This window comes from Providencia sp. PROV040 (genome assembly GCF_032706145.1).
GTDB classification, from domain to species: domain Bacteria; phylum Pseudomonadota; class Gammaproteobacteria; order Enterobacterales; family Enterobacteriaceae; genus Providencia; species Providencia hangzhouensis.
Genome location: NZ_CP120530.1, coordinates 3,518,563 through 3,544,995 on the forward strand (window position 1 = coordinate 3,518,563; position 26,433 = coordinate 3,544,995).

Below are 26,433 nucleotides of genomic sequence, written 5' to 3' on the forward strand. Positions count from 1 at the left end.
CTGCGGTTTTTAAAGGCCCCTATGCTTGGGCTGTCGTCTTCATCTTTTTTTGCAGTTGGCTATTTTTTCTACTTTTTGCTGTTACTTTCTTTGCTTTCACTTTTTTACGCTTTTGTAATGACAACGTTTTAATAAGTACTACTTTTTATGGGTGACAATGTTACTTTCTGACGCTCTTTGTTGGTATTTCGTTTTCGCGCTTTTGTGAGCTTCCGCGCATTTAAATCATGTCATTGTTTTTACTTTACGCGTTTCTTTTAACTTATGTTTTTATTTTGTGCTATTTCATTTTAACCCACAGTACCTGAGCACTGCGGGTTAAATATGCATCATTAAGCACTATGTTTTAGTAACATAGATTTAATATGACCGATAGCTTTCGTTGGATTTAGTCCTTTAGGGCATACATTGACACAATTCATGATGCTATGACAGCGGAAGACACTAAAAGCGTCGTTCAGATCATCTAATCGCGAATCGGTTTCTGTATCACGGCTATCAATTAAGAAGCGATACGCCGCCAGCAAGCCTGCAGGCCCGATAAACTTGTCCGGATTCCACCAGAAAGATGGGCAAGAAGTCGAACAACATGCACACAAAATACACTCATATAAACCATCGAGTTTTTCACGTTGTGCAGGAGTTTGTAAATTCTCACGCGCCGGTGGATTCTTATTATCATTAATAAGATATGGACGAATTTTTTCATATTGGGTATAGAATTGTGTCATATCGATGATCAGGTCACGTACAACAGGCAGACCTGGTAATGGGCGAATGACAATTTTCTTCCCACCACGGATTAACGCGGATAATGGCGTAATACATGCCAACCCGTTTTTACCGTTCATGTTCAGACCATCAGAACCACATACCCCTTCACGACAAGAACGACGGAAGGATAATGTTGGGTCTTGCTCTTTAATTTGGATTAACGCATCCAGCAACATCATGTCACGCCCTTCAGGAACTTCTAGCGTGTAATCTTGCATACGTGGTGCGTTGTCCACATCAGGATTGTAGCGATAAATCGAAAATTGTAATTTCATAGTTTATTTCTCCGCAACTGGATTAACACCACGCATTAGTAGGTACGAATTTTCGGTGGGAAGGCTTCACGCAGTTTTGGCTGCATGTTGACTTCACGACGCGTCATCGTTTCAGATTGCGGTAAATATAATGAGTGACATAACCAATTCGCATCATCTCGCTCTGGGTAGTCAAAGCGGCTATGCGCACCACGGCTTTCTGTACGGAAGTTTGCAGCTTGTGCCGTTGCATAAGCCGTTTCCATCAGGTTATCCAGTTCTAAACATTCGATACGCTGAGTATTAAACTCAGTCGAGGTATCATCAAGACGTGCATTTTGCAGGCGCTCACGAATCACTTTCAGCTCGTCTAAACCTTTCGCCATGGCATCGCCTTCGCGGAATACCGAGAAGTTATGCTGCATACAGGTTTGCAGTGCTTTACGGATTTCAGTTGGGTCTTCACCAGTACGTGCACCTTCCCAACGGTTAAAACGTGTCATCGCTGCATCGATATCAGATTCAGACGCATCACGCATTGAACCTTGTTCCATGATGGACTCTTTCAAATGCAGACCCGCTGAACGACCAAATACCACTAAGTCGAGGAGTGAGTTACCGCCTAATCGGTTAGCGCCGTGTACTGATACACAGGCAATTTCGCCGACTGCAAACAAGCCAGGAATGACTTCATCTTCACCTTTTTCGTTATAACGAATGGCTTGGCCTGTAACTTTAGTCGGAATACCACCCATCATGTAGTGGCAAGTAGGAATTACTGGGATTGGCTCTTTGATTGGGTCAACGTGAGCAAAGGTACGAGATAACTCAAGAATACCTGGTAAACGAGATTCCAGAACTTCTTTTCCTAAGTGATCCAATTTCAGTTTAGCATGTGGACCCCATGGGCCATCGCAACCACGACCTTCACGAATTTCAATCATGATAGAACGCGCAACAACGTCACGACCCGCAAGGTCTTTCGCATTCGGCGCATAACGTTCCATGAAACGCTCACCGTCTTTGTTCAGCAAGTAACCACCTTCACCACGGCAGCCTTCAGTAACGAGAACACCCGCACCTGCGATACCCGTTGGGTGGAACTGCCACATTTCCATATCTTGTAGTGGAACACCTGCACGAGCAGCCATCCCCACACCATCACCTGTATTGATGTGTGCGTTAGTGGTTGATTGGTAAATACGCCCAGCACCACCGGTTGCTAAAATAGTTGCTTTCGCTTTGAAATAAACTAATTCGCCTGTTTCCATACAAATTGCAGTACAACCTACAACATCGCCATCTTGGTTTTTAACTAAATCAAGGGCATACCATTCAGAAAAAATGGTCGTGTGGTTCTTTAAGTTCTGCTGATACAAGGTATGTAACAGTGCGTGGCCAGTACGGTCAGCCGCAGCCGCAGTACGTGCAGCTTGCTCACCACCGAAGTTTTTAGACTGACCACCAAATGGACGTTGATAAATACTTCCGTCATCAAGGCGAGAGAATGGCAACCCCATATGCTCTAATTCAAGGATAGCCTCTGGCCCTGTTTTACACATGTATTCAATAGCGTCTTGGTCACCGATGTAGTCGGAACCTTTCACGGTATCGTACATGTGCCATTCCCAGTTATCAGGGTGAGTATTACCTAACGCAACAGTAATACCGCCTTGCGCTGAAACAGTATGAGAACGGGTTGGAAAGACTTTTGACAGCAGAGCACATGACAGACCCAACTGTGAAATTTGCAGTGCAGCACGCATACCTGCGCCACCAGCACCGATAACGATAGCGTCAAACTCTCTGATTGGCAGATTCATTTATGCACCCCACACAACAATTGTTCCGTAAATTAAATAAGCCAACAGACCTACAACGATAGCCAGTTGCAACACTAAACGAATTGCTAAAGGCTTAACGTAGTCAGTCAGCACCTGCCACATGCCAATCCACGCATGGACAAGAATCGAGAACAACGTGAGGATAGTGAATACTTTCGTCACAGAAGAGGCGAAAAAGCCACGCCAGACGTCATAGGTAATGTCATTAATAGCAACAAAACCAACAATGTAGAGTACATAGAGCGCGATGACAATCGCAGAACCACGGATTAATAGCCAGTCCTGGATACCAGTACGGCCTAAAGCTGAAGCATTACTTACCATACTAAAACCCCCGCCAGAATTGCTAAAATCACGGTAATGACAAATGTAATTTTTGCAGATGAGTTACCAGCAGCAAGCGTTTCATCAACACAACCGAAATCCATTAGCATATGACGAATACCACCACAGATGTGGTAAGCCAATGCTGTCAAGATGCCCCAAAGAATGAACTTAGCAAAAAAGCCAGTCATTATTTCAGACGCGTATTGAAAACCTTCTGGAGAGGAGAGAGATGTCCCTAACAACCAAAGCAGAATACCAACTGCGATGAGAGTAATGACGCCAGAGACACGGTGCAAGATCGAAGATATTGCAGTGATCGGGAAGTGAATCGTCTGCAAATCAAGGTTGACAGGTCTTTGTTTTTTCACAATTTTGCCCACACAGCTCTTTATTATTTTCCATCCTCCGGACCTGGGGTGGAAATCAGACAGCGACAGGGGGTACAAAATGCAACTTAACACAAACTCTAATCCATCATGTTTAAATAAAGTTGCATACTGATCACGCTGGGAACTCCTACTACAGGGTAATCCGGAGACCTGCCGCTAGTATAAAGTCTTCACAATGCCATTACAATTCCCACACAAAATGTTTGGAGACATTTAGCCCGAACAGTGAGAAGGATCACGATTTAAACATTTTGTATAAATGTGCTTATCTTATTTGACAATGATTCAACATTTATCTTACATATAGGTCTGGCAGAATTATCTTAACGGTGCTGTTGACACTTCATCGTAAAAGAAAAAAACGTGAATGTTGCAATGTTAAGTACTCTTCAATTTGAACTATGATGGGTATTAATAACAAAAGTTATGAAAGTTGTTCCTCTTACCACAAATAATGATATTGTAGGGAAAACAACAAAAAGAACATAACATCTACACACTCATAAACAACCTAACTACATTGTCATCGGTCTCAGATTTCAGGTTTTATGTGATAGCTAGCTGATTTCCAAAGCATACCGGTAGAACAATGCACGAAGACGCAGTATAACGCTGGGCTTCTGGGTTGTTGGGTGTCGATTATCAAGCGCTAAGGAGACCGTAATGGCTGATAACAAAGCTAAGCTAACGACTGGTAGTAAGGGTGATATTGACCTAGATATTTTAAGCCCAACGATTGGTCAAGACGTTATCGATGTCCGAACTTTAGGTTCTAAAGGGTTCTTTACCTACGACCCTGGTTTTACTTCTACTGCATCCTGTGAATCAAAAATCACCTATATCGATGGTGAGCAAGGCATTCTGTTGCACCGTGGTTTCCCTATCGATCAACTCGCTACTGAAGCCTCTTATCTCGAAGTTTGTTATATCCTGCTATACGGTGAAGCACCGACTCAAGAACAATATGACGTATTTAAAAATACGGTGACTCGCCACACCATGATCCATGAGCAAATTACTCGCATGCTTAATGGTTTCCGCCGTGACTCACACCCAATGGCTGTATTATGTGGTGTTACAGGCGCACTAGCGGCTTTCTATCACGATGCATTAGACGTGAATAACCCACGCCACCGTGAAATTACGGCTTATCGTCTGCTATCAAAAATGCCAACAGTTGCAGCGATGTGTTACAAATATTCAATTGGCCAACCTTTTGTTTATCCACGTAATGACCTGTCATACGCGGGTAATTTCTTGCACATGATGTTCTCTACACCATGTGAAGAATACACAGTTAATCCTGTTTTAGAACGCGCAATGGATCGTATTTTGATTCTGCACGCTGACCATGAACAAAACGCCTCAACATCGACAGTTCGTACTGCGGGTTCATCTGGCGCAAACCCATTTGCTTGTATCGCAGCGGGTATCGCTTCACTGTGGGGGCCTGCTCACGGTGGAGCTAACGAAGCTTGCTTACGTATGTTGGAAGAAATCCAAACTGTTGAGCACATCCCTGCATTTATCGAGCGCGCTAAAGACAAAAATGACTCTTTCCGCTTAATGGGCTTCGGTCACCGTGTTTATAAAAACCATGACCCACGTGCAACCGTAATGCGTGAAACTTGCCATGAAGTTCTAAATGAACTTGGCTTGAATGACAGCTTGCTGGAAGTCGCTATGGAGCTGGAACGTATCGCATTAAACGACCCGTATTTCATTGAGAAAAAACTGTACCCGAACGTTGACTTCTATTCAGGTATCATCTTGAAAGCAATGGGTATTCCATCTTCAATGTTTACTGTTATTTTTGCCATTGCACGTACCATTGGCTGGATTGCACATTGGAATGAAATGCACGATGACGGCCTGAAAATTGCACGTCCTCGCCAGCTATATACCGGCTATGACAAACGTGAATTCAACTCTGAATTATCAAAAAAATAATATTTAATTAAATCTGAACCCCTACATATGCTAAGGCCTCGAATTTTCGGGGCTTTTTCATGTTTGTTTACCAAAGTCATTTAGCTTACTGCTGCTGATATTCCCTTGGGGTCATCCCACTCATTTTACGGAAAAAACTAATAAACGCACTATCACTTGTTAAGCCAAGTTCTTGAGTAATATAATGATATGGCTTTTCTTGTGCGAGTAATTCAATGGCTTTAATATAACGCCACTGTTGGCGCCATGCTTGATAACTCATTCCTGTTTCTTTAAAAAAAATCCGTGTAATCGTCTTCTCACTCGCACCGATAGTTTGCGCTAATTGGTTTAAATTCGGTGGTAATTGTTCGATATCAACCCCTTTAAAGCGCCTATCTTGCGGTAGTGCTAACAGTGTTGGTTCTAAAGCAGCACTCTGTAATTCATCAATAAATACCGGTAATAAGTTGGCCAAACGCCCCTGCTGCCAATCACTATCAAACGGAGCAATAGCAATACGTTCTAACACTTCCCTTAGCAATGGGGAAATATTTAAAATAACCACATCGTTCCCGATTTCTTTGGCATATTCTTCTGATAAATAAACCGAACGATACCCCACTGATGCCCTCATTTGCGCCCGATGAAGAACAAATGGTGGGATCCAAGCCATTCTACCAGGGGGAAGCAAAGACAGGCGATTTTCCAGTGAAATCCGTATACACCCTTGTTGTGTAAACAAAAGCTGTCCCATTTCATGTTTATGAAAACCTGAGTCATGCTGCCCCAATTTTGCTGCAATTCCCAATACTGGGGCGTGGTACCAGTGAGTTTGAAATTCATCTGTTTGATTTAACCAAGCCATAATGTCTCTTTTTTGATATTTATAGTCTTTATTATTGTAATAAGACAATAAAAATAACACTAAACTGCCTGCTATTAAATCGTTGTATACGATTAGACCCTTTATTTTTAGTAGATTGGCAGGAAAAAGTATGAAACATCCTCTCTCATTATGGCTTGCTGTTGCCTTAATGATGTTTCCTCAAATTGTGGAAACCATATACAGCCCCGCTCTCACTGATATCGCCAGTGCTTTCTCAGTAAATGCGGAACAAGCTTCACAAACACTGTCGCTTTATTTCTTTGCTTTTGCATTAGGCGTGGTGTTTTGGGGACGAATGTGTGACACCTTAGGGCGTCGCCCGACTATTTTGGCGGGTTTATTGATTTATGGTATTGCCTCTGTTGGCGCGTTATTTGTGACACATTTTTATTTATTATTATTAATGAGAATGTTGTCAGCATTTGGCGCTGCCGTAGGTTCAATTGGCACACAAACTACCATGCGTGATAGCTACCAAGGCCATGAATTAGCGAAAGTTTTTTCTATTATGGGAGTTGCTTTAGCAATTAGCCCTGCGTTGGGAATGTTATCTGGTGCTGGGTTAGCCAATTTTGGTGGCTATCGTGCCGTTTTTATCGGCTTAGCGATTTTAGCAGCGGTACTTTTTCTCTGGTCCGTCTGTCGCTTACCTGAGACCAAGCCTGAAAACGTGACACAAGTCTCATTTATTGAGACATTTTTACGCATGATTGCGGATAAAGAAATTATTAGAAATGTGATCTTGATTGCATTTTTCAACATTAATTTATTTAGCTATTATCAGCTGGCACCTTTCAGTTTTGAACAATTAATGCTCACTCAACAACAGTTTGGATTAACTGGGATATTATTAGCACTTGGGGTCGGTTTAGGTTCGATATCAAATCGCTATTTATTGGCTAAAAAACACACATCTGAACAACTTGTTAAGCTATCAAGTATCATTTCTTTAGTTAGTGGCTGCTTAGTTTTTGCTCTAATGGATTCTATTTGGTTTGTTTTACCGGTTATTGGTGTCGTTATTGGTTACGGAATTGCGATCCCGAACATACTTGCCCATGCATTAAACCGTTATAGCGACCGAAAAGGCACTGCCGGGGCAATTTTAGGTTTATTTTACTACATCGGACTCGCCATCGGTCTAATGGTCGCTGGTTGGAGCCAACACTTAGGTTTAGTACTAACTATTTCGGGTTTGGTGTTGGTTTTTGCGTCACTAAGGTGGAGTAGCCAAGTACACTAAATAGATTTAGAGAAGCCCTTTTAGGTAGCTGTACAGCTAAAATAATGCCTGCTTGAGCCTATGGTCGACCAATAATTCAGAGACACGGATAACTTTTCTTCGGTTTCTAGAGGGATAACGTTACCGTGTCTATACATATACTTTGAAAGCGCTTTTTCTTAAAAATAAACGACATTCCCAAGATGAGCAAACCAAACTACGATAAGCCCTGTAAATTCTGATATACATAGAAACAAACTATGCAACTAATTACTTCAAACATACACTAGTAGCATGATAAATAAAGGTATTGTATTAGTGAGTTGGCTATTACGCTGTGGTGAGTTATCACACAACGCTGTTTATTGACCGTATCTAAAAATACCAGTTTTGAGGCTACAATGGAGCATCGTAGTGATGACTTTCCGCAATTAATGGCGTGGTTTCTAATTGCTTGGAATGCTTTGTTACGGTGTATAAACTCGTCATTCGGTGCCTTCCTCATCAATGGAGGTATTCAAAATTTACTGAAATACATGACAAGATTATTGGTACTTTTACTGAAAGAGAACATTATATTTAACCAAATCAACATATTTAATACACGACCAGCTAGGTGAGATTCACCGGACGCTTACTTATAAACCTAAATCAAGACTTTAGTAGAGACTTTACCAATGCCCTGAAGCACCGCCACCACCGCTAGAACCGCCTCCCCCACCGCTTGATGAACTTGATGAGCTAGATGAGCTAGATGAGCTTGATGAACTTGATGAACTTGATGAACTGAAATCGTGACTGGAAGTAAAATTAGAAGCATGTTTATGGGATGTGTTTACTGAATATGAAGTTTGATAAAAAGGTGAACCAAATCGACTGAACTCACAAATCGCTTTCCATTCTTTTCTCTGCTGTCGATAAATAGGAAATAAGATATTGATGCCAATAAACAACACGGTTAATGAAATAAGGTTAAAGAATAATGATAACACCACCATCAGTAATAAGATAAAAGGGTTAACAATACCACTAAGAATTATTTGTGTATAAAAAATGACAACGACTGAACAAAACACTACAGGGAAATACAGCGAAAATGATGTTGGAAAATAGAATGAGTAATTCAGATAATTTTTTAACCGTTTTAGCTGATTTGCACCTATCTTATATCCTCGCTTTTCTGAATTTTTCTTTTTTTTACCTGACTGCGCTATCACTTGATTAATTTTTCTTTTTAATTTTTTCGTTGAAAATACAAGCTGAAAACAATAAATTAGCCCTAATATTATCACATAAATTAAAATAAAATGTGTTTGTAATATTTTAAGAGGAATAAGATCTGTCAAAGAATTCGTTGAGCTTATTGGCCTATCATTAGCTACATGAATGGCATTTATAATCCCTTGCTCAATCCCCGTATAATAGTTTTCTGCTCTAAAATACGGCAACATATTTTTTCGAATAATTCTCCCAGCAAGAACATCGGTAAATGTCCCCTCATAGCCGTACCCGACTTCAAAGCGAACACTGCGGTCATTTATTGCCACAACAAGCAGTAATCCATTATCAAGCCCCTTTTTACCTATCCCCCATTGATTAAAAACACGATTTGCGAAAGTTTCGATATTTTCACTCCCAGTAGTCGGAACGATATAAACAACAAATTGTGAACCATCATTCCGATTATTTTCAAAATTAATCAATAAATTATTTAGCGTTTTGAATTGCTGCGCCGTTAATAAATTTGCACGATCAATGACCCTATCTATTTTTAATGGGGGTGTATTATTCACTGATGCGCTCGCAATAGCACTAAATAAAAGCAAGGAAAATAAAATATTACGTATCATGAGTTAAAATCCACCGTTGGTGTTCTTTTGATTTCATGCCCATTCTCAACGTTAAAATTAATTTTTTTATCATACCCCATAGATTCCGCAATTAAGTTATAGGGGAATTGCCTAATTTGAGTATTATAATGGCGTACCGCCTCTATATACCGCCCTCTCGCAACTGAAATACGATTTTCAGCTCCCTCCAACTGTACCATCAGGTCTTGATAGAGTGAGTTTGCTTTCAATTCAGGGTAATTTTCTGAAATGACTAACAGACGTGATAGAGATTGCCCTAAATTATCTTGAGCTTTTTGATAGCTCGCAGAAATTTCAGGATCATCAAACACGCGACCATCCACATTAATTTTCCCGACAGACGCTCTCGCCTTTACAATTTCTTGTAACACATTGCTTTCATGACTTGAATATCCCTTAACTGTACTGACCAGATTAGGGATCAAATCAAATCGACGCTGATATTGGTTTAATAATTCTGACGCTGCCGCAGAGACTAACTCATCATTTTTTTGGATTGTATTGTAAGAATTAACTAACAGAGTAAAAATTACAACCATCACTAATACCAAACCTATCGCTAACTTGCGCATTAAATATCCTTATATTAACCACTTAATGTTAATATTGACTATCTGGTGTAACACTAATTTCTTTACTATCATCAATCCTAGCGAACTCAATTATTATCTGTCAGAACATCGTATTTTCTAACCAATTTTTACCGTTGAATTACCAATTAATACGCCACCGCAACTTACTGTATCACCTGTTCTGGCCGCAGGCTTACCATCAATAAATACACTACTTGATCCACCAACGATAGTTCTTGAATGCCCACCGTGAGGCGCTAACGCATCTCCTTGCCGAGCAACCGCTTTACCATCGACTTTTACCGTTGATGAACCTGTAATCACATGGGTAGGGCCATGTTTACCATGGCCTGTATCAGAATCACCAATAAGAATAATGTTTGGCATATAATAGTACCCGACTATATGACTGGAATGAATTTTCCATTAACAAATGAAAAGATAGGAGAAAAGCTATATAATAATTTTTTACCCTTATCATTTAAATAAATCATAGTTATTGGTGAGTATGAAAAATCTTCTTTATATATCATCTTTACCATTTTCCGATCATTCATTACAACAGGTATAAAGTTATCCCAGGTAATTTCTATCATTTTTGATGATTGGTCTCGTACCCTCTCAGTTATACTATAAGATTCAAATATTTTTTCTTCTGTAGAATTTGATGATAAAGCCCAAGCTTCATTTGCATGATAATTTAACTTGCGAATTTTAGAAATATCTTTTTCATTAAAAGCATCCCACAATTCTTGATATGCAAGCTTTAATTCTGGTAATTTACTTTCATCAAAATCATCTGACTTAATCCATATCCAATCTGGTATATTTTTAAGTTCTATATTCTTTTTAAATTTAGTTAATTTAACGTTTTTAGGATACTCAAAATCCCCAATAACATTTCTAATTTTGTTAAATAATACTTCCTTTGTATTCTTAGACAAAGAAAAAATCACCTCAACACTAGTATCAACTTTATTATTAACGTATGCCTGAGGAACACCATCCTTGCCTATTAATATATTTACATCTGTAATTTTTTGGTTCTCATTGGTTATACTATTAGTCTGATATATATTGATATTACAAAATGCATTTTTATTAAAGAAATGAGAGTCATTATTTGTTTTATTGGGTTCAAACCATGATAATGGTGCTACTTCAATCTCAATTGTATTCATACCATTTTTGGCCAAAATTTGGACATTAGTATTTGTAGATACTATTCCTTTATCAACAAAAGTTTGCCTTCTATTATCAAAGCTCGATACTCCATTCACCTTAAAATCACAAAACATATAAGCGACATCAATGCTCGCTCTAACTGTATAATTATTATCCTGCGCATGAACCATGTTAGCCCCTCCTAAAAAAAATAAAATAAATAAAATAATATTTTTCATGTTTACACCCCCTAGTATTTAAGTTTAAATCCTGGATTTGCCCCAGGAGGAATAGCAGATCTAATATGCTGACGTTCTCTCTTAGGAACTTGTTTTATTGCGCCAATTAAATTAAATCTTAAATCAGAATCTTCTAACTTGAGTGGATCTGCAATTTCATATAATTCATAATCCTTTGGACTAGATGAATAATTTAATTCATCAGGTGACTGTTCATCTGTCTCCTTTTTTATATCAGCTGACAACCCTAACCCTAGAACAATACCATCATGGCAAACAACTAAGTCAATTCCATTTTTATGAGATTCAAGCTCAATTGATGCAGCTGTTTTTAATTCTAATTCAAAATTAAACGATGCTGTCATGAAAAATACATTCGCTTCTGCATGGGCTTTGATGCCGCCACTAATTGTAATTTTAAAATTATTATCTCCATCAATACAAAACTCAGTGCTATTACTACCTGATAATTGAGCCATTCCAATGAAACAGTTAATTTCACAGGATAAAACTAGATCAATATTAAATTCAGCGCTAACGGCTTGGCCTTCTCTTTTTTTCAACGCATCTTGCAAAGCGTTCACTAACTTTTTGGTCAGAACACCTCCATAGCTTGCGGCAATTTGCAATACATCTATTTTAATTTCGCCCCCAAAAAAAGGTGATCCTTGTAAGGCGCTCACAAGTTTTGCATCATTTTGTTTAGCTACATTATCAATATAAAAAGTTAGGCCAAGCTTTAAGGGTAAGAACGAGAAATCAAATATAGGATATTCACTACTTTTCTCTGGAATACGTTTATCTGAAACACAAAGAAATTTGTCTTGAAAATCATTAAAAATATCAGCAATTTTGGCTAAACCACTCAAACTATCCAGTAACGTTTTTTTCTCATTGGACACGCCATACGGTGTAAATGTATATTCATTTCCTGCAATATCACAATATAATTCAATATTAAAGGATGTTGATTCCGACTTAAAGAATGGAACTGTCCTTAACGTCCAACCTTTTCGGTATCGATTGAAATCTTCAGGTAATGTATTTTGTCCCGGCCTTCCTTTCATTCTTTCATTAACCAAATTTCCCGCTTGCTCTTTTCTTCTTTCATTATCCGATCTCTTACCAGCACCAAACGCGTATTCCAGTTCAAGTGAGAAACCAATCTTAACTGATGGCTTAACATCAAACATCCAAGTGGGTGTATCACCATTACAGTTCATAGCTTGAATTTTATACTGTTGTGATTTAAACGCACTAAATGGGCCTAAAGCACCTAAAAACATATCCATCAGTTTACTGGCGTTAAAGAAGCTTGTATTCTGATATTCGTCATAAGTAACGTGAAATGACGTTGGTGAATTAATGCTTATTGATTTTTGTGTTCGGTTTGATGAAATAAAGGCTGTATGAATATTTTTTTCATGTAATTTACCATTAAGCATAATTTCAACATCAACACCATCACCTTCATCAATTATTGTCTCGCCATAAAAAGGTAGCGGTTCACCTCGCCAGTGCAATAATACGTCTCCATTGATATCGACATCTTTACTAACTTTTGTTATTTTTAATTGTTGATAGCAAGGCTCTGGTATCCCACAAGTTTGACAGGCATTTGCAACAACTGTTGAATATTTAGACATCCTCATTTCTCCATAAATAAAAAGTCAGGAACAAAACCTAATTGTTGCTTAACCAATTCTTCTACTCGAAATGACGGTCCCCCTTCAGCACTTGATAGCTGACTTAACCATTCTTTTGGCATATCACCAATCCCATAAATTTGGTACCTTACCAATAAAAAACAGAACAACTGATAAGAGTGTTTATCTTCAATTCCATATTGTTGGCATAATGAAAGTACATCTCTGGCTAATTGCCAATTTTGCCGCCAAGTGGTTTCACCATAACGCTCTTGTATTTTTTGTGCTCTCGGTGCTGGTCGTTCAAACGCACTGACAACCCAATCCTCTAATGAAAAATCCATTTGTGATTGATAACTCATACTTTTGGCGTGAATAAAAAAGTAAATTAACTGGTCTAAAAATTGGCGTTCAAAAACGAGATTTACTGCATCATATTGAATGGGGGTAAAACGCATCAGCTTGCCCCCAAGCTTCGCATTATCCGGAAATCCACGGCGCTCACGCTCAAAGCGGGAAGCCGTTTCCTCTCCCCATAGCAATGTCTTCAGTTTCGTGATAGGACCTAAAAACACATGCAATCGCCAATTATCAAAGGTTCCAAGCACATCCCACACATTGCGAGGGTCATAAAAACGCCAAAAGACCGGCTTTTCTTGTCCCGGTATCATCACCATCAAGTATTTGCGCAGATGCTGACGTAACTCACGCATGGTTGCGTGCGTATAAACATAAATTCCCCAAGGCGTCTCTCGCGTACTTAACCAGCGTTGCACCTCTTCGGTCACTTCCACTAAATAGGGCGCTAATGACACAATTTCAGGTTGAATCGGTTCGCTGTATAGGCAACTCGCCGGCGGTTCGTGCTCGGCGAACAAATTAAAGACATCGGGCTCGGAAAGCTGCATCGATAACGGCATAGCACGTTTCAGGTTTAACCATTTTCCGCCTCCTCTTGCCCTTCCTTCATGGGACAATGCGCCACAAAGGCCGCGCCACTGCTCGCAGCGGCTTTAAGTACCGCAGGGTTAGTTGCTTGCAGGATATCCCCAGGGCTTCCCCCTGAATTTAAGTTTATCGCCGGTCCTTTAATATCCACGCCACCGCTGTGAACAACGACAAAGCTTCCGCCCACTTTTAACGTGATTTTACTGCTGCTTTGTAAGGTGATATCCCCTTGTGCATTCACGCTGACCACACCTTGTATTGCCTTAACCAAATCCCCCTCAACCGAAAGGTGGTGGTCTCCTTCCACTTTATCTTGGTAGTTACCGGTTGTTTTGTGCGCTTGATTACCTTCAACCGTCACGGTCCGATTACTGGCAACAACCAGTTCATCGTTATGACCAATACTGGTTGTCCGGTCGTAATTAATCCGTTCACCCCGTGAGTTCAGCACATTGATGGCCAAATTCTTTTGCGCATGCAGATAGATTTCTTCTTGGCCTGCTTCATCTTCAAAACGCAACTCATTAAAGCCATCCCCTTTGTGGGTTTTGGTGCGAAATGTCGTGCGTGTTTTGTGTTTCGGTAAATCAATGGGCGGTCGATTACGGCCATTATAGGTACAGCCTGTAATAATCGGTTTATCTATATCATTGTTAAGATAGGAAATAATCACTTCCTGCCCAATTCTGGGGATGGACATAAACCCAAAGCCATCGCCGTTCCAACCGTGGGCGACTCGCACCCAACAAGACGCGCTATGGTCAGGTTTGCCGCGCCTGTCCCAATGGAAATAGACCGTAACCGCCCCTTGTGAGTTGGTGTAAATTTCTTCACCCGGTGGCCCGACAACGGTAGCCAGCTCATCCCCATCCGCTGTGGGTTTATACCGATAGGGCGGTCGCCACTCTTGGGTGCTGGGGATAAAGGAAAGCTGGTTGCTCAGTTGGGTGCCTTCACCGCCACTGTTATCGGCAAGGGGCTGCACGCCGTGGTGGGATACGCTAATCACTTGCCACGTCGTATTCATTCGAGGGCTAGGATGGTTAGACAAGGTAAAAATACGCCCCGGTGCTAACTCAATGCAGTTCGTCGTAGCCGTTCCTACTTGCCGCTGGTTTTGTGATTGTTCGTAGCGAATTTGGTTAAAAGGTTGCCCCTGCGCATCTTCTTGAAAGCGACCATAGCTTTCAAAGATTTCATGTTGTTGATGCACTTCCCCAGTGACTTGATGACTCAGCGGGTAAGAGGGCCTGAGTTGATTGTAGTCTTTATCCACGCGAATATCGCTGCACAACTGCTCGGCATAGCGCCATGTGGTGGCGGTGCTGTCGGTGATATCCGTTTCAGATTGCGGATTATAGGTGAGCGATATCCCCGCTTTCATGCCTAAATGACGGTCACTGTAAAACAGTTGTGGGCCTTCTTCGAACCAGTAATTAATCCCTTCTTCGGCAGCGAGGCGGCACCAGAACTCATACATCGTTTCACGCTTTTGGGTGATATACTCGCGTTTTAGATGCTCTTCAGGGTGGTAAAACTGCTTATCAAATTTGATGTGAGACTCGCTTAATAGCGTCTCAAGAATGTTCGGCACCGTCATATTTTGGAAAATGCGGCTGTCCTGCTTAAGCGTCATCACCCACATTTCGGGGCGTATCACAAAGTGATACCAGGTTTTAACCCCATCGGTATTGCCTTGCTCTGCCCCGGCTAAAATGCCTTGTACCGTGCGAAGAATTTTTCCATCTCGCTTTACAGTCAACGAAGAGGCCACACCCAGTACCGTTTGAAAATCAATCTCGGGTAGCGGGCTGACCGCCTGAATCGACAGTGAAAAGAGCTGGGAAAGCCCTTCTTGTAAATCAAACTGGGTCACTTGAAAGGTATTTTCAGGTAACCCACCAATTGTGCAAGTGAATACCAATCCTGTCCCCATTTCGCCACTCATAATACGCTCTAGCAGTTGCCCATGGGCTTCTTGCAAGGCTTGGTCTTGTGCATAGGTTCTGCCACCCGCATACCCACCACCGTGAATAAGTGGGTTATTTTCGGGGCTGCCAAGTCGTTTGTTTTTATTGGGGTCTGTCCAAGACATGGGAATTTCCTCTACGGAAGAAAAAGCTAAAAACGCAAACGAGCCTCGAAAGGCTCGCTAAATTTGAACTTACGCTTCGAGCGGCGCACGCCAGTCATCAGCACCGGATGTGCCTGCAACGGTGTGTTCCCAATCGATTTTACGGTAAGACAGAGAGACTTCGATTAACTGCGTGAAATCCGCTTTCGCGGGGTCTTGGCAGTGTGGCATTTGGCAATCGATATTCACGATAGTCGCATCCGTTAATGTGGTGGTGAAGAAATGCTCTTGCTTCCCTTCAACCGATGTGCGGTACCATTTCAGTTCCACTTTCGGCAGCATTTCGCCAGACGCTAAGGCGTTATACAGCAGTGGAACGGCTTTATTTAACGCCACGGTGAAACGGAACGGCTTGTGCGCACGTTGGCCTGAAGGCTGGCCGGATTGTGGGTCAGTCGGTACAGTCACAACATGAGAAAATTCTTGCACCAGCATCTGGTCTTCATGACCTTGTACATAGATGTTACCCACTGAATCGGCAGTAAATGCACCGGCAGTGATGTTGCCTTGGGTTTTTCCCTCAATGGAAATATAACATGGAGTTGGCATAGCGATATCCTTTATCCAGAATGACAAATTGGGTTAAGTCGACATAATTATCGATTAATTTCCGTCATCTCAGCCAGTGCGCACGGTAAGATTTACTTGAAGGATAATAAAATCTGATGAATGATATGTAAACCTGAGGGCTGGTTTGTATCTCTCTAGGATAAGTGACTTAGCGTAAACGGGTTGAAATATCGCTATATAATTTCAGAAAAACACCAAAAACGAATCATAACAAAACAATCATCGAGCAAAAAATAGACCAAACTGCGGTAAGCCCAGTAAGTTCTAATGTACATAGAAATAAACTATGTAACCAAATATTTCAGCTTAAGAGGTTATCGCAACAACATGATTTAAAATAAATAAAATAGAGAATTTAAGCTACCCTCTACTAGCAGTGAAATTATCGGTCTAATTCATCAGTGTATTTAACTATTTATCATGCAATTACTAGTTATTAATATTGATAAATATGCTAACCAACTGTAAGTTTTACGTTTTTCCTGTGTGACATAGGAGCGGTACAATAATTTAGCAAGAAAGCACTATATTAAAGAATAATATTAAAAGAAAACAGAAGGATACTTATCTAAGCTTATGAAAAGTATCGGTCATATTGATAATACGTTCAAATATCAAACTAAATCTTAGGTACATACATATTAAGTGAAGCCAACACCGCCACCGCTCGAATAAAACGAAAATTTAATTCTATAAATATATTATTAATCCATCTTCTATGCTTTTCAAATCACAGCTAGGCGGCAAGAGAGCGAAGCCCTAGGAGCATACATAAGTATGTGACTAGGGTTCGTGAATGCAGCCAACAACGCTGTGGTTTGAAAGGCGACGAAGATTAGGCAGGGTTATCGATATCGACAAACTCTGCATCTAACCCCTGCTCATCGACTAACCACTTAGTTAACGCTTTAATCCCATAACGCTCCGTTGCGTGATGCCCTGCACTGTAGAAATGGATACCCATTTCTCTTGCTATATGAATGGTTTGCTCGGAAACTTCCCCTGTTACAAAGGCATCTACGCCAAATTCCGCCGCTTGTAGGATGAAACCTTGCCCTCCTCCTGTACACCATGCAATTTGGCGAATTTCTTCTTTTGCATTATCACCACAATGAAGAACTTTACGGCCAAGACGAGTTTCTAAGCGAGACGTTAATTCTGAAGGTGTAATAGGTTGATCAAAAAAACCAAATGGCATTAATGGGTCGATTTGGCCGTTCACCTGCACCCCCATAATATAAGCAAGCTGGGTATTATTACCTAACTGGTGATGTGCATCTAATGGGAGGTGATAACCATATAGGTTGATATCATTCGCTAATAATGTTTTTAAGCGATTTCTCTTCATGCCTTTGATAATGGCTGGCTCATTTTTCCAAAAATAGCCATGATGAACAATGACGGCATCAGCTTTCTTTTCAACAGCAACATCCAGCAATGCTTGGCAAGCTGTCACCCCTGTGATGATTTTATGTACATGGGGTCGCCCTTCAACTTGCAATCCATTCGGTGCAAAATCTTGGAACTCACTAACTTTCAATTCTTCATTAATGATTTCTTCTAATCTTAAATTATGCATTATGTTGTCCTTTTTACTGCACAGCTAAACGGTTTATCCACCAGTTTGAACGTAATTGACTGATAATCAATAAGCATAAACGGAAACATAATTTTTTTCTGTGTTATTTAAAGCAAATCGAGGGCATTAATCGATAAAAATTCAGCTGGATAGTAAATGAAAGTAAAAAAATAAAAAAACAAAACCCCCACAATTCAACATCGTAGGGGTTATTACTCGCCATTAAGTACTAAATTAGCGGTGGCTTTCCAGCGTTGTCTCTGAACGTTCTAGCCAAACCGGTTTATCACTGGTTTTTGCCCAAACTTTATGTAAATGGCTATAAAACTTTGCTCTTTTTGGATAAAAAACCATAACCGGAAACGCAATAATGCCAGCTGTTACAGCAGCAGTGCGGCGTGCAAGTACCTGATTACGGGAATATTCGCGATATGTGGACATCGGTATCCTCCTTCAGTTGCCACTTTATTTGTCGATTCCAGCTTTGCTCTACCATTCCCCATTAACACACATTTCCCATTAACACAGTAGTAAAGAGCGACTAAAACCGAACAGATAATATGAAATATATTGACTGTAGATAGGATATCGCAAATTGTGTAATAAAACTACTCATCTGACCACTTAGTATGTAAATTTTTCTAAAAAATCTGTTCATTCCGTATTTTTATTACATTTTTTAACCAATTAATGTTTTATTTGTACATTTAAATTACAATTATTTAACAAATAAATTAATAAAACCACACGCCACTTTCTCTATTAAGCACTCTCTTCTTGCTCGATAAATAACCATTTTTATACTTTTTTTACACCCTACCCGTGATTTTTATCAGCTTCTTTACAACGAACTCTTTAGCCTTATCTCATGGAAATAATAAGGAGAAAATACTGTGTCATTACTTTCCATTATTGGGGCAGTTCTCGTTGTTTTACTGCTGGCGTATCTGATTTATGCCCTGCTTAACGCGGAGGATTTCTGATATGACTACCACTACATTGTTATTTTTAGGTAGTTTTTTACTGATCTTATTCATCTTAGCAAAACCTTTAGGTAACGGTATTGCTCGGCTAATCGACAATGATATACCTCGTCGGTTAGCAAGCAGTGAGTCCTTACTTTGGCGCCTTGCTGGAGTCAAACAACCAGGGCGTGAAATGGCTGAGATGAATTGGCGACAATATGCCTTAGCAATTGTATTATTTAATCTTTTAGGCTTTGTTTTATTATTCGTTATTTTAATCTGCCAAGGCCGTTTACCTCTTAACCCTCAACACTTTGAAGGGATGAGCTGGGATTTAGCCTTTAATACCGCGGTTAGTTTTGTTACTAATACTAACTGGCAAGCCTATAGCGGCGAAAATACATTAAGTTATTTAAGCCAAATGGCAGGGCTGACTGTACAAAACTTTCTTTCCGCAGCGACAGGCCTTGCTGTGGCCTTCGCAATTATTCGTGCTTTTTCACACCATGGCAATAAAACTGTCGGTAATGCGTGGTTAGATATTTACCGCATTACTGTGTATTTGCTTTTCCCTTTAGCGATTATTTTTGCGCTATTTTTTGTCAGCCAAGGTGTGATCCAAAATTTTTCCAATTATTTACTTATTCATCCTTTAGATAGCAGTGAACAGCTATTACCGATGGGGCCAGTTGCGTCCCAAGAAGCGATAAAATTGCTCGGCACAAATGGTGGCGGGTTCTTCGGCTCTAATTCATCGCACCCTTTTGAAAACCCAACTGCACTGAGTAATTTTGTGCAAATGTTAGCGATTTTCCTAATCCCTACTGCACTTTGCTTTGCCTTTGGTCGTGTCGTTGGTAACAACAAGCAAGGCCATACCTTACTCTGGGTTATGGGGATCATTTTTGTGGTTGCTGCCATAGTCGTAGTTAAAGCGGAATATGTGGGAAACCCATTTTTAGCCGAACTGCATGCCACTAGCTCTGCCAATATGGAAGGAAAAGAGAGTCGTTTTGGGATTGTCGGCTCCGCTTTGTTTGCCGTCGTCACCACCGCAGCCTCTTGTGGAGCGGTTAACGCCATGCATGACTCCTTTACTGCAATGGGTGGAATGGTGCCGATGTGGTTAATGCAAATTGGTGAAGTGGTATTTGGCGGTGTCGGTTCCGGTTTATACGGCATGTTGCTATTTGTATTACTCGCAGTCTTCCTTGCTGGTCTCATGATTGGCCGTACACCTGAATACCTGGGTAAAAAAATTGAAGTGCGTGAAATGAAAATGGTCGCACTGGCGATTTTAGTCACCCCAACCTTAGTGCTACTTGGTACAACTATTTCATTAATGACCGAAGCTGGGCGTGTAGGGATTTTAAACCCAGGCGCGCATGGGTTTAGTGAAGTGCTATATGCCTTTTCTTCTGCCGCCAATAATAATGGTAGCGCTTTTGCAGGGCTCAGCACGAATACGCCGTTCTACAATGTGCTACTTGCAATAGCCATGTTTATTGGTCGTTTTGGTGTGATCCTTCCCGTCTTAGCGATTGCAGGCTCAATGGCCAATAAAAAGCCACAAGCCCAAAGCCATGCCACTTTACCCACAACAGGACCTTTATTCATTGGGTTACTTATTTTCACCGTGCTTCTCATTGGCGCACTCACCTTTGTGCCGGCTTTAGCATTAGGGCCAATCGCTGAACAATTACACATTGGTTTTGCAGGATAATGAGGGGAAAAAAAATGAAAAATAAACAAACTAAATTATTCAACAATCAATTAATTAAACAATCTATTATTGAATCAATCAAAAAATGCACCCCGCAAGCGCAATGGCGTAACCCAGTGATGTTTGTAGTCTTTATTGGCAGTATTATCACTACGTTACTTTGGTTAGCCATGGTAATGGGTTACACACAAGGTAGTGCTTGGTTCAGTGGTATGATCACCCTTTGGCTGTGGTTTACGGTTATTTTTGCCAACTTTGCGGAAGCGCTCGCTGAAGGGCGTAGCAAAGCACAAGCCCAAAGCTTAAAAGGCGTAAAGCAACAAAGTAGCGCAACGCGTTTAGCGTCTGCTTCGCTGGATGCCAATCAAGAAATAGTGAATTCAGATCAGTTACGTAAAGGCGATATTGTGTTGATCCGTGCCGGAGATACCATTCCTTGCGATGGGGAAGTCATCGAAGGCGGCGCCTCTGTGGATGAAAGCGCAATTACAGGGGAATCCGCTCCAGTGATCCGTGAATCTGGTGGTGATTTTTCCTCTGTAACAGGGGGAACTCGCGTACTTTCCGATTGGCTGATCGTGGAATGTACGGTCAACCCCGGTGAAACCTTCTTAGATAGAATGATTTCCATGGTGGAAGGTGCGCAACGCCGTAAAACACCCAATGAAATCGCACTCACCATTTTGTTAACTGCATTAACGATCATTTTCGTCCTTGTCTGTGCAACTTTGTACCCCTTTACCTCTTTTGCCGCAGATTATGCCGGTGCTGGCGATGCAGTTTCTATTTTAGTGTTGATTGCCCTATTAGTTTGTTTAATCCCAACCACCATTGGTGGCTTGCTTTCGTCTATCGGTGTAGCAGGAATGAGCCGCATGCTAGGAGCCAATGTTATTGCCACCAGCGGGCGTGCCGTAGAAGCTGCGGGAGACGTTGACGTTCTATTACTCGATAAAACAGGGACAATTACACTGGGAAACCGCCAAGCCTCCGAGTTTTTACCGCTAACGGGTATCACTGAACAGCAACTGGCTGATGCAGCACAATTATCTTCTTTAGCCGATGAAACACCAGAAGGCCGCAGTATTGTGATACTGGCAAAACAAAAATTCAATTTACGTGAAAGAGATATTCATGCCCTGAATGCGACTTTTGTTCCTTTTTCTGCAATGACGCGTATGAGTGGAGTCAATATTGGCGAACGGATGATCCGCAAAGGCTCTGCGGATGCGATCCGTCGTTATATAGAAGCTAACCACGGTAAATTCCCAGTAGAAGCCGATCAACTGGTCGAAAAAGTTGCTCATTTGGGAGGAACCCCACTCGTTGTCGTTGATAACCAAACTGTATTAGGGGTTGTGGCACTCAAAGATATCGTTAAAGGTGGAATGAAAGAGCGTTTTGCTCAAATGCGCAGTATGGGCATAAAGACCGTGATGATCACGGGAGATAACCATTTAACCGCCGCTGCTATTGCGGCAGAGGCTGGGGTTGATGATTTCCTTGCTGAAGCCACACCGGAAGCCAAACTGGCGTTGATCCGCCAATATCAATCTGAAGGCCGCTTAGTTGCCATGACAGGTGACGGCACCAACGATGCGCCAGCACTGGCGCAAGCGGATGTCGCAGTGGCAATGAACTCTGGCACCCAAGCGGCAAAAGAAGCCGGTAACATGGTTGATTTAGACTCTAACCCAACCAAATTAATCGAAGTCGTGCATATTGGTAAACAAATGTTGATGACTCGCGGCTCATTAACGACATTCAGTATTGCCAATGATATTGCTAAATATTTTGCCATTATCCCTGCAGCTTTTGCGGTGACATGGCCACAATTAAATGCATTAAATATTATGCAATTACATTCACCTGCGTCCGCTATCCTTTCTGCGGTTATCTTCAACGCATTGATTATTATCTTCTTGATCCCTTTAGCCATTAAAGGTGTCCATTATCGCCCAATGAGTTCCCAATCATTATTGCAACGTAATTTAGGCATTTATGGCTTAGGCGGGTTAATTGTGCCATTCGTTGGGATCAAACTGATTGATCTGCTTATTAGTTTTTTTGGAATATAAGGAGTTGATTATGAATATGATCCGTTCGTCGATTATCATGTTACTAGTACTCACCATTTTTACCGGTATTGCTTACCCATTAATGGTAACTGGTCTCGCTAACATCTTTTTTCCATGGCAGGCTCACGGCTCTCTACTTATGCAAGATGAACGTACTGTTGGCTCAGCCTTGATCGGGCAAAATGTGGGTGATGTCCGCTATTTTCACGGTCGCCCCTCTGCGACGGTTGATAGCCCCTACAACGCATTAGCTTCTGGCGGAAGTAATTTAGCGGTCAGTAACCCGTTATTACAACAAACGATGATTGAGCGTAACAAACAACTGCGCGCAGCAAACCCCGATGCAGATAACGCCACCCCAGTGGATTTACTCACGGCGTCTGCCAGCGGCTTAGACCCCAATATTTCTATTGATGCAGCGTTATACCAAGCTCCACGCGTTGCAAAGAGCAGGCAAATTCCTTTGGATGCGGTAAAATCATTGATAGAAACACATACTGAACAGGCGCTGTTACCCTTTTTAGGCGAATCAGTCATTAATGTGCTAAAACTGAACCTAGCACTTGATGAATATCAACAACAAATAAACAGTCAAACTCACTAGGGGCTGTGATGAACAATCAGGAACCTATTCGCCCTAACCCCGATGAACTTTTGGTCAAAGCCAATGAAATTGGGCGTGGCAAATTAAAGATTTTTTTCGGTGCCTGTGCAGGTGTTGGAAAAACGTATGCCATGCTGCAAGAAGCGCAAAGGCTTAGAGCCCAAGGGCTAGATGTTCTGGTTGGCGTGGTAGAAACCCATGAAAGAGAAGAAACGGCCGCGTTAATTGACGGCCTTTCTCTGTTACCACCCAGACGCATTACCCATCACGGCCGCCGCCTAAATGGCTTCGATATTGATGCTGCAATTGCTAGGCATCCTGCCATAATTTTAATGGATGAATTAGCATTTAGTAATCCTAATGGCAGCCGACACCCTAAACGTTGGCAAGATGTCGAAGAGTTACTTGATGCTGGAATTGATGTACTGACGACCATCAACGTTCAGCACATTGAAAGCCTGAATGATATTGTTGGAAGCATTACAGGTATTCGAGTCCGTGAAACGGTTCCAGACCATATTTTTGATGCCGCTGACGAAGTGGTGTTAGTCGACCTTCCCCCTGACGACCTACGGCAACGTCTTAAAGAAGGTAAGGTATACATACCAGGGCAAGCCGAACGCGCCATTGAGCATTTTTTCCGCAAAGGAAATTTAATTGCACTTCGTGAACTCGCACTTCGTCGCACTGCCGACCGAGTTGATGACCAAATGCGTGAATTTCGTGGCGGTAAAGGCCAAGCGCCCGTATGGCACACTCGCGATGGGCTATTGTTATGCGTTGGCCATAATACGGGAAATGAAAAGTTAGTTCGTACCGCGGCTCGGCTTGCCGCAAAATTCGGTAGTGTCTGGCATGCTGTTTATGTTGAAACCCCTTCGCTTCATCAGCTACCTGAAACACAGCGTAGAGCTATCTTAAAAGCATTGCGACTTGCTCAAGACTTAGGGGCAGAAACAGCGACCTTATCAGATCCTTCTGAAGAAAAAGCCATATTGCGTTACGCACGAGAACATAATTTAGGGAAGATATTAATTGGCCGACGTAATAAAACAAATAAATGGTTTAAGTTCAATTTACGCCCCGGTTTTGCCGATCGCCTAGGTAAGCTCGGCCCAGATCTAGACCTAGTGATCGTCGCACTTGAAGAAAAAAGTGAGTGGGACAAAGAACCCGAAAGAAAACCGTTCTCTGAAAAATGGCGATCGGATATGAATGGCTATTTAATGGCCATTGTGATGTGCGCCGCTATCACCTTATTTTCACGTACCTTTTTATTAGCACTCGATAAAGCCAACCTCGTGACACTCTATCTATTAGGTGTCGTGTTAATCGCATTATTTTATGGTCGACGCCCCTCTGTCTTTGCCGCCTTGGTTAACGTGATCAGTTTTGACCTGTTCTTTGTTCAACCCCATTTTTCCCTTGCTATCATGGATATGCAATATTTAGTCACTTTTACGGTGATGCTAATTGTTGGGGTTGTTGTGGGGAATTTAACTGCGGGTATGCGCTACCAAGCTCGTATTGCTCGGTATCGCGAACAACGGACCCGTCATTTATATGAAATGACAAAAGAATTAGGCCAAGCCATCACCACTGATGATATTGGAAAAACAGGGTACCATTTTCTCAATAATGCCTTCCAAGCCAAAAGTTGCTTATTATTACCTGATGAGGATGGGCAATTAACACCGTTGCAATGTGATGGCTACACGGCAATGCAAATTGATAAAGCCATTGCTAAGTGGAGTTTTGATAAACGCCAGCCAGCCGGTGCTGGTACGGATACTTTGCCAAGTGTTCCTTATCAATTACAACCTATCACTACTGCCGACCAAACCCTTGCCGTTCTTGCCATTGAGCCAAGAAACATGCGCCAGTTATTGATCCCAGAGCAGCAACGCATGCTGCAAACCTTTACGGGGCTGATTGCAAGCTCGCTTGCTCGTCTACAACTGACCAAACAAGCTGAATTAGCCAAATTAAATATTGAACGTGAACAACTGAGAAACTCGTTACTTGCCGCACTTTCCCATGATCTAAAAACGCCACTTACCGTTTTGTTCGGGCAAACTGAAATTTTAATGTTGAACTTATCAGCGGAAAATTCACCATTAACAGAGCAAGTCAACCAAATGCGCCAACAAGTACTAAGCACTTCTCGCTTAGTTAATAATTTACTGGATATGGCTCGTTTGCAATCTGGCAGCATTCAACCCAACTTAGCGTGGGAATCACTACAAGAAATTACCAGTAGTGCCGTTAGAACCTTAGATTACACCTTACACAGTCACCCTTTAGAGATTGATATTCCAGCAGATTTATTGCTTTATTGTGATGCCAATTTGATTGAGCGAGTACTAATCAATCTCTTAGAAAATGCCGTAAAATATAGCAATAACGATACCCCGATTGGTATTCGAGCCGCAGTTGAAGGACAAAAAATTCATATTGAAATATGGGATGCCAGCAATGCGATCCCAAACGGGCAAGAAAAAACCATTTTTGATAAATTTTCTCGGGCACAAAAAGAATCAGCAATCCCAGGCGTTGGCTTAGGGCTTGCCATTTGTCGTGCTATTATCCAATTGCATGAAGGCGAAATTTGGGCGCAAAACAATAATAAAGGTGGAGCCAGTTTCCATTTTGTTTTACCTTTAAAACAACTGCCTGATATTGAGGCAGAAATATAGAAGGACCCTCGATATT

At 41.4% G+C, this 26,433-nt stretch carries 22 protein-coding genes and 1 pseudogene; 7 read left to right on the plus strand and 16 right to left on the minus strand.

The window, feature by feature from the left end; all coding sequences use genetic code 11:
* Positions 1–332 precede the first annotated feature (332 nt).
* The 4 genes from P3L40_RS16320 to sdhC are packed head-to-tail and all read right to left on the minus strand — an operon-like array spanning position 333 to position 3,579.
* Positions 333–1,049 carry a succinate dehydrogenase iron-sulfur subunit gene (locus P3L40_RS16320; RefSeq protein WP_004256824.1) on the minus strand — a complete coding sequence of 239 codons (717 nt, stop codon included), beginning with the start codon at positions 1,047–1,049 and terminating at the stop codon, positions 333–335.
* A gap of 35 nt (positions 1,050–1,084) precedes the next feature.
* Complete coding sequence (gene sdhA, locus P3L40_RS16325; protein WP_136135423.1) at positions 1,085–2,851, minus strand: succinate dehydrogenase flavoprotein subunit; 1,767 nt, start codon at positions 2,849–2,851, stop codon at positions 1,085–1,087.
* Positions 2,852–3,196: a succinate dehydrogenase membrane anchor subunit gene (gene sdhD, locus P3L40_RS16330; RefSeq protein ID WP_004256832.1), complete on the minus strand. Its 345-nt coding sequence runs from the start codon at positions 3,194–3,196 to the stop codon at positions 2,852–2,854.
* Positions 3,190–3,579 (minus strand): succinate dehydrogenase cytochrome b556 subunit, encoded by a 390-nt coding sequence (gene sdhC / locus P3L40_RS16335; protein WP_004256840.1) that lies wholly within the window; start codon positions 3,577–3,579, stop codon positions 3,190–3,192. Before sdhC ends, sdhD begins: the two co-directional genes overlap by 7 nt.
* Positions 3,580–4,251: 672 nt before the next feature.
* On the opposite strand from sdhC, the gene P3L40_RS16340 reads away from it, so the two are divergent.
* Positions 4,252–5,538: a citrate synthase gene (locus P3L40_RS16340; protein WP_004256842.1), complete on the plus strand. Its 1,287-nt coding sequence runs from the start codon at positions 4,252–4,254 to the stop codon at positions 5,536–5,538.
* An 85-nt stretch (positions 5,539–5,623) separates the two neighbouring features.
* Here P3L40_RS16340 and P3L40_RS16345 read toward each other — a convergent pair whose 3' ends face one another.
* Positions 5,624–6,385, minus strand: a complete 762-nt coding sequence (locus P3L40_RS16345; protein WP_004256845.1) for an AraC family transcriptional regulator — start codon at positions 6,383–6,385, stop codon at positions 5,624–5,626.
* Positions 6,386–6,515: 130 nt separating this feature from the next.
* Here P3L40_RS16345 and P3L40_RS16350 point away from each other — a divergent pair, with 130 nt between their 5' ends.
* Positions 6,516–7,649, plus strand: coding sequence for a multidrug effflux MFS transporter (locus P3L40_RS16350; RefSeq protein WP_210852922.1), 1,134 nt, complete (start codon positions 6,516–6,518; stop codon positions 7,647–7,649).
* Between the two features lie 263 nt (positions 7,650–7,912).
* On the opposite strand, the pseudogene P3L40_RS16355 reads toward P3L40_RS16350, so the two are convergent.
* The 11 genes and pseudogenes from P3L40_RS16355 to P3L40_RS16405 all read right to left on the minus strand — a co-directional run.
* Positions 7,913–8,117, minus strand: a pseudogene (locus tag P3L40_RS16355) (hypothetical protein); the annotation flags it as partial.
* A gap of 182 nt (positions 8,118–8,299) precedes the next feature.
* Positions 8,300–9,478, minus strand: a complete 1,179-nt coding sequence (locus tag P3L40_RS16360) for a TPM domain-containing protein (RefSeq protein ID WP_210852924.1) — start codon at positions 9,476–9,478, stop codon at positions 8,300–8,302.
* Positions 9,475–10,071, minus strand: a complete 597-nt coding sequence (locus P3L40_RS16365; protein WP_136135427.1) for a LemA family protein — start codon at positions 10,069–10,071, stop codon at positions 9,475–9,477. Before P3L40_RS16365 ends, P3L40_RS16360 begins: the two co-directional genes overlap by 4 nt.
* Before the next feature lie 117 nt (positions 10,072–10,188).
* The gene (locus P3L40_RS16370) at positions 10,189–10,458 is read right to left on the minus strand and encodes a type VI secretion system PAAR protein (RefSeq protein ID WP_136135428.1); all 270 of its coding nucleotides are present in this window, start codon (positions 10,456–10,458) and stop codon (positions 10,189–10,191) included.
* 14 nt (positions 10,459–10,472) lie between these two features.
* On the minus strand, positions 10,473–11,474 hold the full coding sequence (locus P3L40_RS16375) for a hypothetical protein (protein WP_096864937.1): 1,002 nt from the start codon (positions 11,472–11,474) through the stop codon (positions 10,473–10,475).
* 11 nt (positions 11,475–11,485) lie between these two features.
* Positions 11,486–13,120 (minus strand): hypothetical protein, encoded by a 1,635-nt coding sequence (locus tag P3L40_RS16380; RefSeq protein ID WP_196731812.1) that lies wholly within the window; start codon positions 13,118–13,120, stop codon positions 11,486–11,488.
* 2 nt (positions 13,121–13,122) lie between these two features.
* Entirely contained in the window at positions 13,123–14,040 is a 918-nt protein-coding gene (locus P3L40_RS16385) for a DUF4123 domain-containing protein (RefSeq protein ID WP_316927980.1), read from the minus strand.
* A gap of 14 nt (positions 14,041–14,054) precedes the next feature.
* Entirely contained in the window at positions 14,055–16,163 is a 2,109-nt protein-coding gene (locus tag P3L40_RS16390; protein ID WP_316927981.1) for a type VI secretion system Vgr family protein, read from the minus strand.
* 69 nt (positions 16,164–16,232) lie between these two features.
* Positions 16,233–16,751 carry an Hcp family type VI secretion system effector gene (locus tag P3L40_RS16395; RefSeq protein WP_004246976.1) on the minus strand — a complete coding sequence of 173 codons (519 nt, stop codon included), beginning with the start codon at positions 16,749–16,751 and terminating at the stop codon, positions 16,233–16,235.
* A gap of 856 nt (positions 16,752–17,607) precedes the next feature.
* Entirely contained in the window at positions 17,608–18,351 is a 744-nt protein-coding gene (locus P3L40_RS16400) for a type 2 GTP cyclohydrolase I (protein WP_136134925.1), read from the minus strand.
* Between the two features lie 234 nt (positions 18,352–18,585).
* Entirely contained in the window at positions 18,586–18,792 is a 207-nt protein-coding gene (locus tag P3L40_RS16405) for a YbfA family protein (protein WP_036957942.1), read from the minus strand.
* Positions 18,793–19,244: 452 nt separating this feature from the next.
* On the opposite strand from P3L40_RS16405, the gene kdpF reads away from it, so the two are divergent.
* Genes kdpF through kdpD form a run of 5 tightly spaced genes read left to right on the plus strand, consistent with a single transcriptional unit; the run spans position 19,245 to position 26,417 of the window.
* Complete coding sequence (kdpF, locus tag P3L40_RS25155) at positions 19,245–19,334, plus strand: K(+)-transporting ATPase subunit F (protein ID WP_071585860.1); 90 nt, start codon at positions 19,245–19,247, stop codon at positions 19,332–19,334.
* A gap of 1 nt (position 19,335) precedes the next feature.
* Positions 19,336–21,039 carry a potassium-transporting ATPase subunit KdpA gene (gene kdpA / locus P3L40_RS16410; protein ID WP_112307271.1) on the plus strand — a complete coding sequence of 568 codons (1,704 nt, stop codon included), beginning with the start codon at positions 19,336–19,338 and terminating at the stop codon, positions 21,037–21,039.
* A gap of 14 nt (positions 21,040–21,053) precedes the next feature.
* Entirely contained in the window at positions 21,054–23,117 is a 2,064-nt protein-coding gene (kdpB, locus tag P3L40_RS16415; protein ID WP_164560946.1) for a potassium-transporting ATPase subunit KdpB, read from the plus strand.
* Positions 23,118–23,127: 10 nt separating this feature from the next.
* Positions 23,128–23,721 (plus strand): potassium-transporting ATPase subunit KdpC, encoded by a 594-nt coding sequence (gene kdpC / locus P3L40_RS16420; protein ID WP_210853484.1) that lies wholly within the window; start codon positions 23,128–23,130, stop codon positions 23,719–23,721.
* 8 nt (positions 23,722–23,729) lie between these two features.
* Entirely contained in the window at positions 23,730–26,417 is a 2,688-nt protein-coding gene (gene kdpD / locus P3L40_RS16425; RefSeq protein ID WP_004256931.1) for a two-component system sensor histidine kinase KdpD, read from the plus strand.
* The last annotated feature ends 16 nt before the right edge of the window (positions 26,418–26,433 follow it).

What these genes read in the sequence shown, in the direction of transcription:
- P3L40_RS16320 (WP_004256824.1), bottom strand. Translation starts at nt 1,049, where the DNA reads ATGAAATTACAATTTTCGATTTATCGCTACAATCCTGATGTGGACAAC.
- sdhA (WP_136135423.1), bottom strand. Translation starts at nt 2,851, where the DNA reads ATGAATCTGCCAATCAGAGAGTTTGACGCTATCGTTATCGGTGCTGGT.
- sdhD (WP_004256832.1), bottom strand. Translation starts at nt 3,196, where the DNA reads ATGGTAAGTAATGCTTCAGCTTTAGGCCGTACTGGTATCCAGGACTGG.
- P3L40_RS16340 (WP_004256842.1), top strand. Translation starts at nt 4,252, where the DNA reads ATGGCTGATAACAAAGCTAAGCTAACGACTGGTAGTAAGGGTGATATT.
- P3L40_RS16345 (WP_004256845.1), bottom strand. Translation starts at nt 6,385, where the DNA reads ATGGCTTGGTTAAATCAAACAGATGAATTTCAAACTCACTGGTACCAC.
- P3L40_RS16350 (WP_210852922.1), top strand. Translation starts at nt 6,516, where the DNA reads ATGAAACATCCTCTCTCATTATGGCTTGCTGTTGCCTTAATGATGTTT.
- P3L40_RS16360 (WP_210852924.1), bottom strand. Translation starts at nt 9,478, where the DNA reads ATGATACGTAATATTTTATTTTCCTTGCTTTTATTTAGTGCTATTGCG.
- P3L40_RS16365 (WP_136135427.1), bottom strand. Translation starts at nt 10,071, where the DNA reads ATGCGCAAGTTAGCGATAGGTTTGGTATTAGTGATGGTTGTAATTTTT.
- P3L40_RS16370 (WP_136135428.1), bottom strand. Translation starts at nt 10,458, where the DNA reads ATGCCAAACATTATTCTTATTGGTGATTCTGATACAGGCCATGGTAAA.
- P3L40_RS16375 (WP_096864937.1), bottom strand. Translation starts at nt 11,474, where the DNA reads ATGAAAAATATTATTTTATTTATTTTATTTTTTTTAGGAGGGGCTAAC.
- P3L40_RS16380 (WP_196731812.1), bottom strand. Translation starts at nt 13,120, where the DNA reads ATGTCTAAATATTCAACAGTTGTTGCAAATGCCTGTCAAACTTGTGGG.
- P3L40_RS16385 (WP_316927980.1), bottom strand. Translation starts at nt 14,040, where the DNA reads ATGCCGTTATCGATGCAGCTTTCCGAGCCCGATGTCTTTAATTTGTTC.
- P3L40_RS16390 (WP_316927981.1), bottom strand. Translation starts at nt 16,163, where the DNA reads ATGTCTTGGACAGACCCCAATAAAAACAAACGACTTGGCAGCCCCGAA.
- P3L40_RS16395 (WP_004246976.1), bottom strand. Translation starts at nt 16,751, where the DNA reads ATGCCAACTCCATGTTATATTTCCATTGAGGGAAAAACCCAAGGCAAC.
- P3L40_RS16400 (WP_136134925.1), bottom strand. Translation starts at nt 18,351, where the DNA reads ATGCATAATTTAAGATTAGAAGAAATCATTAATGAAGAATTGAAAGTT.
- P3L40_RS16405 (WP_036957942.1), bottom strand. Translation starts at nt 18,792, where the DNA reads ATGTCCACATATCGCGAATATTCCCGTAATCAGGTACTTGCACGCCGC.
- kdpA (WP_112307271.1), top strand. Translation starts at nt 19,336, where the DNA reads ATGACTACCACTACATTGTTATTTTTAGGTAGTTTTTTACTGATCTTA.
- kdpB (WP_164560946.1), top strand. Translation starts at nt 21,054, where the DNA reads ATGAAAAATAAACAAACTAAATTATTCAACAATCAATTAATTAAACAA.
- kdpC (WP_210853484.1), top strand. Translation starts at nt 23,128, where the DNA reads ATGAATATGATCCGTTCGTCGATTATCATGTTACTAGTACTCACCATT.
- kdpD (WP_004256931.1), top strand. Translation starts at nt 23,730, where the DNA reads ATGAACAATCAGGAACCTATTCGCCCTAACCCCGATGAACTTTTGGTC.